13 protein-coding genes are annotated in these 13,503 nt (G+C 38.3%); all 13 read left to right on the top strand.

Translation table 11 applies throughout. From position 1 onward, the window contains the following. Positions 1-3: 3 nt before the first annotated feature. The 13 genes from T8I65_RS09375 to T8I65_RS09315 all read left to right on the top strand — a co-directional run bounded on the left by T8I65_RS09375 (position 4) and on the right by T8I65_RS09315 (position 13,481). On the top strand, positions 4-201 hold the full coding sequence (locus T8I65_RS09375) for an SHOCT domain-containing protein (protein WP_241552026.1): 198 nt from the start codon (positions 4-6) through the stop codon (positions 199-201). Then, complete coding sequence (locus T8I65_RS09370; RefSeq protein WP_241552027.1) at positions 198-584, top strand: DUF302 domain-containing protein; 387 nt, start codon at positions 198-200, stop codon at positions 582-584. Before T8I65_RS09375 ends, T8I65_RS09370 begins: the two co-directional genes overlap by 4 nt. Positions 585-783: 199 nt before the next feature. Next, entirely contained in the window at positions 784-969 is a 186-nt protein-coding gene (locus T8I65_RS09365; protein ID WP_241552028.1) for a hypothetical protein, read from the top strand. Positions 970-1,123: 154 nt separating this feature from the next. Further along, positions 1,124-1,594 carry a hypothetical protein gene (locus tag T8I65_RS09360; protein WP_322300397.1) on the top strand — a complete coding sequence of 157 codons (471 nt, stop codon included), beginning with the start codon at positions 1,124-1,126 and terminating at the stop codon, positions 1,592-1,594. Beyond that, positions 1,528-1,785, top strand: a complete 258-nt coding sequence (locus T8I65_RS09355) for a hypothetical protein (protein WP_322300396.1) — start codon at positions 1,528-1,530, stop codon at positions 1,783-1,785. Before T8I65_RS09360 ends, T8I65_RS09355 begins: the two co-directional genes overlap by 67 nt. A 149-nt stretch (positions 1,786-1,934) precedes the next feature. Continuing rightward, on the top strand, positions 1,935-2,939 hold the full coding sequence (locus T8I65_RS09350) for a potassium channel family protein (RefSeq protein ID WP_322300395.1): 1,005 nt from the start codon (positions 1,935-1,937) through the stop codon (positions 2,937-2,939). A 115-nt stretch (positions 2,940-3,054) separates the two neighbouring features. Continuing rightward, positions 3,055-3,375, top strand: coding sequence for a four-helix bundle copper-binding protein (locus T8I65_RS09345; protein ID WP_083645398.1), 321 nt, complete (start codon positions 3,055-3,057; stop codon positions 3,373-3,375). 156 nt (positions 3,376-3,531) lie between these two features. Continuing rightward, positions 3,532-6,279 carry a heavy metal translocating P-type ATPase gene (locus T8I65_RS09340; protein ID WP_322300394.1) on the top strand — a complete coding sequence of 916 codons (2,748 nt, stop codon included), beginning with the start codon at positions 3,532-3,534 and terminating at the stop codon, positions 6,277-6,279. Between the two features lie 169 nt (positions 6,280-6,448). Further along, positions 6,449-6,775, top strand: a complete 327-nt coding sequence (locus tag T8I65_RS09335; RefSeq protein ID WP_041250263.1) for a DUF6660 family protein — start codon at positions 6,449-6,451, stop codon at positions 6,773-6,775. A 138-nt stretch (positions 6,776-6,913) separates the two neighbouring features. Next, positions 6,914-11,347, top strand: a complete 4,434-nt coding sequence (locus T8I65_RS09330; protein WP_011709079.1) for a CusA/CzcA family heavy metal efflux RND transporter — start codon at positions 6,914-6,916, stop codon at positions 11,345-11,347. A gap of 22 nt (positions 11,348-11,369) precedes the next feature. After that, positions 11,370-12,608 (top strand): efflux RND transporter periplasmic adaptor subunit, encoded by a 1,239-nt coding sequence (locus tag T8I65_RS09325; protein WP_011709080.1) that lies wholly within the window; start codon positions 11,370-11,372, stop codon positions 12,606-12,608. Between the two features lie 96 nt (positions 12,609-12,704). After that, the gene (locus T8I65_RS09320) at positions 12,705-13,043 is read left to right on the top strand and encodes a P-II family nitrogen regulator (protein ID WP_008613762.1); all 339 of its coding nucleotides are present in this window, start codon (positions 12,705-12,707) and stop codon (positions 13,041-13,043) included. A 15-nt stretch (positions 13,044-13,058) separates the two neighbouring features. Then, positions 13,059-13,481, top strand: coding sequence for a Fur family transcriptional regulator (locus T8I65_RS09315; protein ID WP_008613756.1), 423 nt, complete (start codon positions 13,059-13,061; stop codon positions 13,479-13,481). Positions 13,482-13,503: the final 22 nt, after the last annotated feature.

Below are 13,503 nucleotides of genomic sequence, written 5' to 3'. Positions count from 1 at the left end.
ATTATGATGATGTACTGGTGGATTTTAATAGGAGCTGTTGTTTTGGCCGCGATTTTATTGCCCGTTAGTCGTTGGAAAACAAAGAATGAAAACAACCTCGAAGAGCCTTTGCAAATCCTTAAAAAAAGGTATGCAAAAGGTGAAATAAGTAAAGACGAGTTTGAAGAGCAAAAAAGTATTCTTAAAAAAAACAGATCATGAATTACTATTTTAATAAAACGATAAAAGGAGATTTTGAGCAGGTAATCGAAAAAGTTACCCAGGAACTCGAAAAAGAAGGTTTCGGGGTTTTAACCGAAATCAATGTTACCGAGACTTTAAAGAAGAAACTGGATGTAAATTTTAGGAATTATCGCATTCTGGGGGCTTGTAACGCTCCTTATGCGCATAAAGCATTAAAAGCAGAAGATAAGATTGGTACCATGCTACCATGCAACGTTATTGTTCAGGAAAAGGAAGCCGGGGAGATAGAAGTAGCCGCAGTGAACCCTATAGCTTCTATGCAGGCCGTTGATAATGGAGATTTGGGAGAGATAGCCGAAGAGATTAAGGAGAAACTGGAAAAAGTTATTCATAATCTATAGTTTTTATTGATTAGCCGTTTTTCTATATTAAAAGTGCTTTTATCATCCTGTCCTGATGTTTAGGGAGTTTTAAGGTCGGCAAATTACCCTGATTTATCTTGAAATAAGATTCTGAACCGGGTCCAGAATGAAGTTATTTTTCAATTAAAAATACGTTACATACAAGCAATATTTTAATAAACCTTTAAAAATAAATATCATGAAAAAATTAAGAATTCTAATGTTGGTCTTATTTGTGGGAGCTTTTAATCTTACTATGCTCTCCTGCAGGGAAACTACTGAAGATGACCACGATGATATGGAAATGGAACATGGAGAAATGGAAGATGATGATATGGAAATGGATCATCATGAGTCTATGGACCATGACGATGAACATGAATAATAAGTTTGAGGAAAATGGAGGGATGGTCTTAAGTATTAATTAGTTGAATTTCTTTTTCTCCCTCCTTTTCTTTCATTTTTAGCTTCTGTAACTATTACTTAATCAGGCCAATTACAATAGGACACAGGTATTGGTTATTTTAAAATTAAATTTTATGAAAAAAACCGTTCTTATATTTTTTTTGATGTTCTTACCCATACTGGGAGGGGCACAGGATGATGAGCACTATCATCATAACCATGAAGAAGATACCATCCAACAGGTTGACACTATAGATCTGGAGAAAGAAGTTAATGCATCAACCAAACTTGAAAATAATCAGGATAAACCAGTTAAAGCTAATCTGGATGACTTTCCTAACCTGCATCCTTTAGTAGTACATTTTCCAATAGTACTTTTACTTTTAGGTGGGATATTACAATTAATTCAGCTTTTTGTACTTAATTTGTACTTAAAAGGAACCTGGACTGGGTTATTCTTTTATGTGTCGGGACTGGTTTTATTGGAGCATATATTGCCGGAGTATATGCCCACCCTCATACCCACGATCTATCTGAGATGGCTAAAAAAGTACTTGAACAACATGATAGGTATGCTGAATGGACCATCTATGCGAGTGCTTTAGGGGCTGTTTTAAAACTGGGAAGTCTTTTTCTTTTAAGGGAAAATAAGATTTTTGAAATATTGGTCTTCCTTGTTCTGGGATTTGCAGCCTATTCGGTTTCAGAAGCAGGACATTATGGTTCCCAGCTGGTATATATAGAAGGAGTGGGACCTCAAGGTGAATATCTCGAATCTGAAGGTCATGGACATTAAAACCTGTATTTTCCTACTTATATCATTTACTAAACATGGTTAGATATGGGTTTACAAAATAACTATACTTAAAAGTTAACCGTTACTAGTGTAATTTATATTGACAGGATTAAATTCTATTTAAAACGATTTGAGTAATAATTAATGATATGGCAATATTTCTGGCTTTAGGGCTCATTATTTATATAGCTACAGTACTGGATATACTTCAAACGACGTTGTCCATGCAAGGAGGAGGTTGGTTAACTAGCAGGTATTCTCATTTCTTCTGGAAGCTTTTTCTTTTTCTTTCAGGTAAGAACGGGAAGTCTAAAATTCTGGCACATGCAGGATATTTCTTAATGATTGCCATTGTACTTATTTGGGTGATGGGCCTGTGGCTGAGTCTGGTTTGTATTCTTTACTCTCAGCCTGGAGCTATTATAGATAGCACTACTAAAGTTGCGGCCAATATCTGGCAAATTATATACTATAGCGGTTTTACGCTTTCAACCCTGGGAATGGGGGATTATGTGCCTTCCGGGGATATATGGAGAGTATTGACGAGTATTTATTCATTTACGGGACTTATTCTACTCACCATGTCTGTCACTTATTTTATACCGGTATTGTCTGCGGTAATAGATCAGCGCAAACTTGGTATAACGTTGGGTACGCTTGGAAGCAGCCCTGAGGAAATTGTTCTTACATCTTGGAATGGGAAGAATTTTGAACCACTTATCAGTAAAGTAGATGCTTTATCAGATTCTATTATCAAATACAGTCAGCAACATCGTGCTTACCCGGTAATTCATTATTTCCATAATAACAAAGAGAAAAACGCGATTATCCTTCAGCTGGCAAGACTTTACGAAGCTTTATTGATCATTTCAAACCAGATAGACAAAGATAAAAGACTGGAATTTCAGAAGATCAAACCACTGTTAATCGCCTATGAAAATTATTTTGAGGTACTTTCTGAAGTTACCCATATGACTGTGGAACCATCAGCACCTCCCGTTCCGAGTATCAAGAAGCTTTTAGATGCAAAACTAATTATCAATCTAAGTAAAAATGGTTTTTCAGGCGAAATAGAACACAACAGGCGAACTTTTATGACACTGGTACAACAGGATGGCTGGAACTGGGAATTGGTGGATATAAAAAATTCCTAATTATCAACATCTCAAAGTTAAAATCATTTAAAACTGAAAGGTCTTAGCATAATTCTATAAGCGAATTTCAAGATTCATACTTATTTTAGATGAATAAACAATAAATTAATATATTATGAGAAATGAAAAATTAATTAAGGCTTTAGGAAATTGTATTAATCATTGTAATTATTGTGCAGATGCATGTCTGGATGAAGATAATGTTAAAATGATGAAAGATTGTATAAGACTGGATAGGGTATGTGCAGAAGCTTGCTCTTCTTTAAGTCAGATCTTAGCAACTAAGTATGATGATGTTCAGGATCTGGTAGATTATTGTAAAAAGCTTTGTCAGGCTTGTGCGGATGAATGTGAAAAGCATGATCATCAACATTGTAAAGATTGCGCAAAGGCCTGTAGAGAGTGCGTAAGTGCGTGTGAGGCTTATACAGCCTAATAGTATTACCGCCTGAGATTTAATCTATTAATTTCAGGCGTTTTTTAATTCACTAGATTTAAATCAAATCGAAATTTCTTTCTTTCATCACTCCCTTAACTTTACAAAGTTTAATATCGTCTGAAATTCCTAATTCAGAAAGTTTAAATCAAAAAGATGAAACATACTTATAAAATTACCGGCATGACTTGTAATGGTTGCAGGTCACATGTAGAAAAATCCTTGAGCAAGGTCAATGGGGTCACTCAGGTTTCTGTTGATCTAAATAAGGAGGAAGCAGTGATTGAAATAAAGGAATATGTTCCTTTGGAGAGATTTGAGCGTGCTTTAGAAGGAAGTAATTATAATATAATGATGCCGGGAAATACAGAGCAACCTGCCGGACAACTGATGAAACATTCTTATAAGATTACGGGAATGACCTGTAATGGCTGCAGATCTCATGTTGAAGAAACCTTAAATACGGTGTCAGGTGTTGTGAATGCTGCTGTAAATCTTGAAAAAGGAGAGGCAGAGATCAGTATGAAAGAACACATTAAACTTGATGTTTTTGAAAAAGCCCTACAAGAGCACGGAGGAAATTATCATATCATGCTCCCCGGGGAGAAACAAGCAAAACATAAGCATCAGTCTGAAGATAAAACACCAAAACGTAAAGGAACCGGCACATGGTATTGTCCCATGCATTGCGAAGGAGAAAAAACTTATGATAAACCTGGCGATTGCCCGGTCTGCGGAATGGATCTGGTGGAGCAAATGGATTTGAGTTCTCCTTCTTCAGGAGGGGATGAATATACCTGTCCCATGCATCCTGAAATAATAAAAGATGAACCAGGAGATTGTCCTATTTGCGGGATGGATTTGGTTCCCAAAGAACCACAGAAGTCTGCTGAGGAAAAAGGTTATAATACACTTTTGAAGAAATTCTGGATCGCAGTAGCATTTACACTTCCTATTTTCCTGATAGCGATGTCTGAAATGATTCCCGATAATCCACTGTATGACCTGGCAGATATGAAGATTTGGAACTGGATACAGTTCGGACTTTCCCTGCCGGTGGTTTTTTATGCAACCTGGATGTTTTTTGAACGTGCTTACAGGTCCATTAAAACATGGAACCTGAATATGTTTACCCTTATAGGTATTGGAGCGGGGGTAGCCTGGATATTCAGTGTGTTTGGTATGCTATTCCCCAATTTTTTTCCTGATCAGTTTAAGACGGAAATGGGAACCGTACATGTTTATTTTGAAGCCGCCACCGTAATACTCACTTTGGTTTTAATGGGACAGGTTCTGGAAGCACGTGCTCACAGCAGAACTAATTCAGCTATAAAGGAATTACTAAAGCTGGCACCGAATAAGGCTGTAAGAGTGGTTGATGGGTTAGAAGAAACAATTTCCGTAGATAAGATTCAGAAAGGGGATGTTCTAAGAGTAAAGCCCGGCGATAAAATCCCGGTAGACGGGATCATCAAAAAAGGCAAATCCAGTATCGATGAATCCATGATCACAGGGGAACCGATTCCTGTAGATAAACAGGAAGGCGATAAAGTAAATTCTGGTACCATAAATGGCAATCAAAGTTTCACCATGACTGCTGAAAAAGTAGGAAATGAAACGCTGCTTGCGCAAATCATAAAAATGGTAAATGATGCCAGCAGGTCACGGGCGCCTATCCAAAAACTGGCTGATAGAATCTCAGCCTATTTTGTGCCTATCGTGGTAATTATTTCTGTAGTAACCTTTACTGTATGGGCAATCTATGGCCCCGATCCTGCCTATGTTTATGCGCTTGTAAATGCTATTGCGGTATTGATCATTGCCTGTCCCTGTGCTTTAGGTCTGGCTACACCCATGTCTGTGATGGTAGGAGTTGGTAAAGGTGCAAAAAACGGGGTTTTGATTAAGAACGCCCGTGCGCTGGAAGAAATGAACAAGATCGATGTGCTTATAATAGATAAAACAGGAACTATCACCGAGGGTAAACCTTCCGTAGAAAAAGTTGTTTCGGTTTCTTCAGAATATTCTGAAAAGGAGCTCACCCGCCTTATCGCTTCTGTAAATGCACAAAGTGAACATCCGCTGGCTAATGCAACTGTTAATTATGCGAAATCGGAAAAAATTAAATATGGCGAAGCTTCAGAATTTAATTCGGTTACCGGGAAAGGAGTTACGGCCAATTTTGAAGGAAAACAACTGGCGCTTGGAAATGAAAAATTAATGCAGGCTAAAAATGCTGAAATTTCAGAAGAAATAAATAATCAGGTTACTGCGGAACAGGAAAAAGGGAAAACAGTTTCATATCTGGCAATAGATTCAAGTATTGTAGGATTTGTAACCATTTCAGATAAGATAAAAAAAACCAGCAGGGAAGCATTATTCGAACTTCAAAATGAAGGTATTAAGGTGATCATGCTTACCGGAGATAATGAGAAAACAGCTTCAGCCGTGGCAAAGGAATTAAACCTGGCTGATTTTAAAGCGGGTATGATCCCGCAGAATAAAATGGAGGAAGTAAAAAAACTCCAGGCGGAAGGTAAAAAAGTGGCCATGGCTGGAGATGGTATTAATGATGCACCTGCACTAGCACAGGCGGATATTGGCATCGCTATGGGTACAGGAACCGATGTAGCGATTGAAAGTGCCGAGGTCACTCTGGTAAAAGGAGATTTAAAAGGAGTGCTTAAGGCAATCAAACTCAGCGAAAAAGTAATGCGGAATATTAAAGAGAACCTGTTTTTTGCTCTTATTTATAACACCCTGGGTGTGCCAATTGCTGCGGGTGTATTATATCCATTCTTTGGGTTATTACTTTCTCCTATGATCGCGGCTCTGGCCATGAGTTTTAGCTCGGTTTCAGTTATTGCCAATGCCTTGAGGTTAAGAGGAGCAAAATTGTTGTAGAATATATTTAATCTAATTCTAGTGAGAGACACACGGATTATTTTAGTTATACGAAAATAGGATATCGAAAAATTTTAGTAACATATTAAACCATATAAAAATCCTTGATTCAATATACGCACTTGTCTTTTGCACAATCTGTGCATTGATTTTTTTTTATCTTTGTAGTGTGAAAATTATCGCTGTCATATTATCTCTGTATATATTCGGGCTTAACTTATTAGCCTGTAATGATAGTGATACTTCACAAGTGATTGCTGATTCAGAAGTTACAGTGGTTGCTGCTCAGAATTTAGATATCGACCATTCTCATGATAAAGTAGTAGATTTATGCCCTCCTTTTTGTAGTTGTCATTGCTGCCATGTGCATACGGTAGATTTCGGTTCTTCAAATTTCAAGGCTTTGATTAAGGAAATTCCATCAAAAGCCTTTGTCTATTTTGACAGCTCAGTGGAAGAACCTATTCTTTCCTTTTTAGATCCCCCAAAAGTTTAATTCAGTTTTTTTAAAGGATAATTATATTCTTTTTTGACCAAATCCTGGTTCTCATACTAGATCCTTGGTCCTATTGATAGATTTTGTTAGGCACAAAATTATTATCAAGAATTTTAACTGAATTAAATTTTTATTTATATGATTAATAAGATAATCGCATTTTCCATTAATAATAAATTTATTATTGGGCTACTTACCTTAGCGCTTATAGGAATGGGTATTTGGTCCATGTCCACCGTAAACCTGGGATCGGTACCAGATATTACTAACAATCAGGTTCAGGTGATCACCCAGTCACCAAATCTTGCCACTGAAGATATTGAACAGTTTGTAACCTATCCCGTTGAACTTTCGATGGGTAATTTACCTGGGGTTACGGAAATACGATCTGTTTCCCGATTTGGCCTTTCCGTGGTTACAATTGTTTTTGAGGACGATATGGGCATTTACAAACCCCGTCAACTGGTTCAGGAAAAACTAAACGAAGTCAGGGACCAAATACCTGAAAAATTTGGAAGTCCCGCTATGGGACCCATTACTACAGGCTTGGGTGAGATTTATCAATATACGATAAAGCCACAAAAAGAGTATGACACTGTTTATTCCCCTACGGAATTGCGTACCATCCAGGATTGGATCGTAAAGCGTCAAATGACCCTCGTCGAAGGTGTAGTAGAGGTAAATTCATTTGGGGGCTCTATAAAACAATATGAAATTGCCATTAATCCCGAAAAACTGAATGCGTTAAACGTTTCTATTTCCCAAGTCTTCGATGCCCTGCAAAAAAATAATGTTAATACAGGCGGTGCATATATAGAAAAAAATAATATGGCCAATTTTATCCGTGGTGAGGGTTTAATCAGGTCACTAGATGATATAAAATCTATTGTTATCAAGAATGAAAATGGAGTGCCTGTAACAATTGGAGATGCAGCTGAAGAGGTCCAGTTTGGTAGCCAGGTACGCTATGGTGCTTTTACCCAGGATGGCCGTGAAGCTGTTGGCGGTATGGTGCTCATGTTGAAAGGTGCAAATCCTAATAAAGTAATTGCAAATGTTCAGGATCGTATGGAGACGGTAGAACAATCTTTGCCTGAAGGTTTATCAATAGAACCCTTCCTTGACAGAAGTGTTTTAATTGAAAGAACTACGAGTACCGTGACCCAGAATCTTCTGGAAGGTGCTTTAATCGTGATTTTTGCCCTGGTGATACTATTAGGTAGCTTAAGAGGTGGACTTATAACCGCTACGACCATTCCTTTATCACTTCTTTTTGCTTTTATATTAATGAAGCAATTTAATGTCTGGGCCAATCTAATGAGTTTGGGAGCTATTGACTTTGGAATTATTATAGACGGTGCTGTGATCATCATTGAGGGTACGGTATATGAAATACAAAAACGGATGCGTTCCGGCAAAATAAAATTTAATAAGGCTAAAATGGATGAAGTAGCCTATGATGCCGGAAGTACGATGATGGGTTCGGCCTTTTTTGGACAAATTATCATTCTTATCGTATTTGCGCCCATTCTTTTTCTTACGGGGGTAGAAGGGAAAATGTTTCGGCCAATGGCATTTACTTTTGGTTTTGCTATGATAGGTGCTATTTTCTTATGCCTTACCTATGTCCCTATGATGTCTGCTTTATTTATGAAACCAATTCAGAATAAAAAGAACTGGTTTGGAAAGTTTGAACGCTGGCTGGAAAAAGTTAGTGATAAAATTATTGGAGGGATTCAAAAAGGATACATGCCTTTATTAAAAGGAGCTTTAAGATTGAAGTTTATAGTATTGGGGTCTGCGGTTGTCTTACTTATAGTAGCCGGTTTTATCTTTTCCAGAATGGGAGGGGAATTTGTCCCTCAACTTGATGAAGGGGATATCGCCATGCAGGCTTTAATAAGACCTGGAAGTGGTTTGAGTGAAGCAATTGATGTTTCCACAAAAATAGAAGATATCCTTCTTGAGAATTTCCCGGAAGTAGAAACCGCCGTAGCGAGGATTGGGGTTGCCGATATCCCTACTGATCCAATGCCTATGGATATTGCCGATATGTTTATTGTATTAGAGAAGGATATGGATAATTGGACTTCGGCAAGTTCTAAAGAGGAATTGATAGAAAAGATCAAAGAGAAACTTAATGAAGAACTTACGGGAGTCAACCTGGTTTTTAGCCAGCCTGTAGAGCTTCGTTTTAATGAACTGCTTACCGGGGTCAGGGAAGATGTTGCGGTAAAATTATATGGTGAAGATTTAGACCTTCTTGCTGAAAAAGCTGATAAAATGGCTGAAATAATACAGACTATACCGGGCGTAGGAGATGTGAACCCTGAACGAACATCTGGTCTTCCACAAATGACGGTGCGGTTTAATCGTAAAAAAATTGCGCAATATGGATTGGACATTGAAAAGATTAACGATTATATAAGTGCAGCTTTTGCCGGAGGAACGGCCGGAGTGATCTTTGAAGGGGAAAAGCGGTTTGATATGGTTATACGTTTTGATGAGGCGCACCGCCAAAGCATTGATGATTTACGTACCCTCTATATAGATCTGCCGGATGGAACCCAGGTTCCGATTAAGGAAGTAGCTGATATTAGTTATGTACCGGGTCCTATGCAAATTTCCAGGGATAACACCTTTAGAAGAACCTATGTGGGAGTTAATGCCCGCGGGAGGGATGTGGAATCTGTGGTAAATGACATCCAGCAAAAATTGGATGAAGAGTTAGATTTACCTCCAGGATATTACATTACTTATGGTGGGGAGTTTGAAAACCTTCAAAGAGCAAAAGGGCGTTTACAAATAGTAGTGCCCATCGCTCTATTTCTGATATTCGTGCTTCTGTACTTTGCACTCCAATCTTTTTCCCAATCAATTATGATCTATATAGCCATTCCACTGGCGGCTATTGGAGGAATATTTGCTCTTTGGTTAAGAGATATGCCGTTTAGTATTTCAGCTGGTGTAGGCTTCATTGTATTGTTTGGGGTTGCCGTTTTAAACGGGCTGGTGCTTATTAACAGGTTTAATTCCTTAAAAGAAGAAGGGGTAACCAGTATAAAAGATAGAATTTTTACAGGAACCAAAGAACGAATACGACCTATTATGTTAACAGCAACAACAGATATTTTTGGATTTCTGCCGATGGCTTTTTCATCGTCAGCAGGAGCTGAAGTACAACGACCCCTTGCTACGGTTGTTATTGGAGGCATGCTTACAGCTACCTTACTTACTCTGGTTGTTCTTCCTGTCCTTTATACATTTGTAGAGAAGAGACGAGAGAAAAAGGAACAGAACAAGCTTGGTTCTTCCAATTCACGATCTTTAGCCACAATTTTGATAATTGGATTGATGTTAGGCGGAACCTTTTCCGTAAATGCACAATCTGATGAAATGTCATCGGAAAATCCAATACAGGATTCTTTACAAACTATTAGTTTGGAAGAGGCTAAAGAAATGGCAATCCAAAACTTTCCACAATTAAAAGCTGCCCAACTTGAAATTGAAAGTGAGGAAGTATTGCGTAAAACCGCTTATGATTTTGGGAATACCCAAATCTTTACAGGAAAAGAAGAGGTAGGAAATGGTTCTGATGGGATCTATACCCAAATTGGTGTTCAACAACAAGGCATAGATGTTTTTGGAATAGCTCCCCGTTTGAAATTACAGAAAGAAAGGGTGGCACTTGCTGAAAATGCCTTAGAGCTATCTACTATTGAAATTGAACGTGAAGTAAGCAGGGCCTGGACATCTGTTTATACAACTAAAAAGGCGTATCAGGTATATAGAAAAATGGATTCAATTTTTGAAGATATTGAAAGGGCTGCAAGAATCCGGTATGAGACAGAAGCTACCTCTAAACTGGAATATCTTGCTACCTCCAACCAGGCGAACGAGGTTAAAATACAGCTGGAACAGTCATACCGAAATTACCTGAAATCAATACAGCGTTTAAACCTATGGTTTGTTAGTGATACGATTTATGATGTACCAGATTTGCCTGTTGAAACTTTAGACAAACCTTTAAACTTTCTGGTAGAGTCGCTTGAAAATCATCCGTTGCTACAGGTTTCGGAACAAAGGATAGATGTTGCCAAAGCGGTTACCAGAGAACGAAAATCTGAATTTTTGCCCAAATTTCAGGGTCAGTACGGTAGGCAGGAAATAGCCGGGCAATCGGGTTTCTTCCAATATCAAATAGGAATTCAAATTCCGTTATTCTTTGGGCCTGAATTAGGCCGTACTCAGGAAGCAAAAGTGAATCGAAAGATTGCAGAGCAAAATTTTTACCAGGATAAACTCGAATTGGAAACCGCCTATAAAAATATGCGGGAAGAATTCATCAAATGGAGAAATTCATGGAATTATTATAAGGATGAAGCGCTTCCCTTGGCTAAAGAGCAACAAGATGGATCAGTGCTGGCCTTTAAGGAAGGCGCTATCGATTATGTGACATTTCTCCAAAATATAAGAGATGCCATTAGAATCGAGGTAAATGCCTGGAGTGCTTTTAACGATTATCTCGACAGCCGTTACCAACTGGAATATTACCTTAAGAATTCAAATTAAAAATTAAAATAAGAAAATCGATATGAATACAAGATCAATAAATATTCTAATGCTTGCCTTAACGCTCAGCATATTCTTTGGATGTAAAGAAAATCCTGCGGCAGGGGAAGATGCTTCCAGTGAAACTGCAACTACTAATACCGAAGAAGGTGAAAATCACGGTGAGGAAGGAGATGAAGAAGAAGGAGGGATGCGTTCGGTACATCTTTCAGAAATGAAATTCAATAGTCTGGGGATTAAAGTAGATACCTTGCCTAAAAAAGCTTTGTCCGGTATTGTGGAAGCCAATGGCCAGTTAGAAGTGCCGCCACAATATGAAGCTACCGTTACGGCAATTTTAGGCGGTAATATAACTTCTATAAAGGTTATTGAGGGGGATAAGGTAAATAAAGGTCAGGTGTTGGCTTATCTTTCTCACCCAAATTTAACCAGAATGCAGTCTGATTATATTAATGCATATAGTAGGATGCAATTTTTGGAAAAGGAATTTGAAAGACAGAAACGTTTATATGAAGCAGAGGTAGGATCTGGAAAATCTTTTCAACAAACCCAATCAGATTACCAGTCTGTACAAGGTGAAGTGCGGGGGTATGAATCACAGTTACGGCAGTTAAACCTAAATGCTTCCCAGGTTAGAGACGGTGAATTATATGAATATATTCCGGTAGTAAGCCCAATTGGAGGTTATATTGAAAAAGTACTGGTACAGGTAGGACAATATGTAGACCCTCAGACCAGTATGTTTATGGTAGTTGATAATGAACATGTGCATGCCGATCTAATGGTTTTTGAAAAAGATATTTATAAGGTGAAAGAAGGCCAAAAGATTGCGTTTACACTGGAATCGGTTCCAGGCAGTAATTTAACCGGGGAAATTTATTCAGTGGGGAAACAATTTGAACAAAACCCCAAAGCGGTACATGTGCATGCAGAAATCGATAATAAAGAAGATTTTCTAATTCCGGGGATGTATATAAACGGAAAAATCAGGACCGGTGAAGAAGCTGTTCCTGCCTTACCGGAAGAAGCAATAATTGAAGAAGAAGGAAATCCCTACATCTTTACGGCCCAAAAACACCAGGAAGATGGTGAAACCGAATGGGAATTGAAACCAGTGCAGGTTAGAACGGGAATAAATGAAGATGGTTGGGTTGAAATTAAACTGCTGGAGCCTCTGCCTGAAGGTACGTTGGTTGCCTATAATAATGCCTATTATCTGGTTTCTGAAATGCAGAAAAGCCAGACTTCCCATGGTCATTAAATTAAAAAAATTAGATGGATGGACTCTCTGTTAAATGTTTGTCTTAATTAAAATTCCAGAGGGTTCATCCTTAATACTAAAATTAATATTACAGCAATGAAAGAAATAAAAGCATTTATAAAACCGAAACGAGTTCAAAAAGTGATAGAATCCCTTAGTGAAAGTGGATTCAAAAGTATGACGCTTTCCCAGGGGGAAGGTACCGGGGCTTTTAAAGCAAAAGGCGCATCACCTTCTTTAGATTTCCGTGTAACAGACAGTCCGGTTGTAAAGTTAGAACTGGTATGTCAAAACGAAGAAGCACAATCAGCAATAGATATTATCCTTGAGAATGCAAAAACAACTGAACCCGGTGACGGAATAATTTATCTTTCCGATATTGAAGATGCCTTCCAGATAAAAACCGGGGAATCCATAAAGCGTTACGACCCCTAAATACTTTTATAGCAAATGGAAAAAATAGTAAAAAAGTTGGAAAGCAAAGGCATCCGCCCTACGGCAATGCGCTTGATGACCTATAGACGGCTGGCACAACTGAATGTGGCCGTTAGCTTAGGCGACCTTGGAAAGGATTTCGAAAGCTCGGAAAGGAGTACGCTTTTCCGTACTATGAAGACATTTGAAGAAAAAGGAATCGTGCATCAAATTGAGGATGGCACCGGCATCATTAAATATGCCCTGTGCGAAGACAATTGTGAATGTGAGGTGGGAAACGACCTTCACTTACATTTTCATTGCAATAGTTGCGGGGAAACCGTGTGCCTTACAGAGCACAAAATCCCTCAGATAAACCTGCCCGAAGGCTATGTGGCAGAGGATATCAATCTGGTGGCCAAGGGAGTCTGTGAGAAATGTAGCAATGACTTGGATTAAGTTTTTTGATTTAAAAAATTGG

This window comes from Christiangramia sp. OXR-203, from assembly GCF_034372165.1.
GTDB lineage: Bacteria > Bacteroidota > Bacteroidia > Flavobacteriales > Flavobacteriaceae > Christiangramia.
This window is presented reverse-complemented; position numbering and strand designations above follow the sequence as displayed.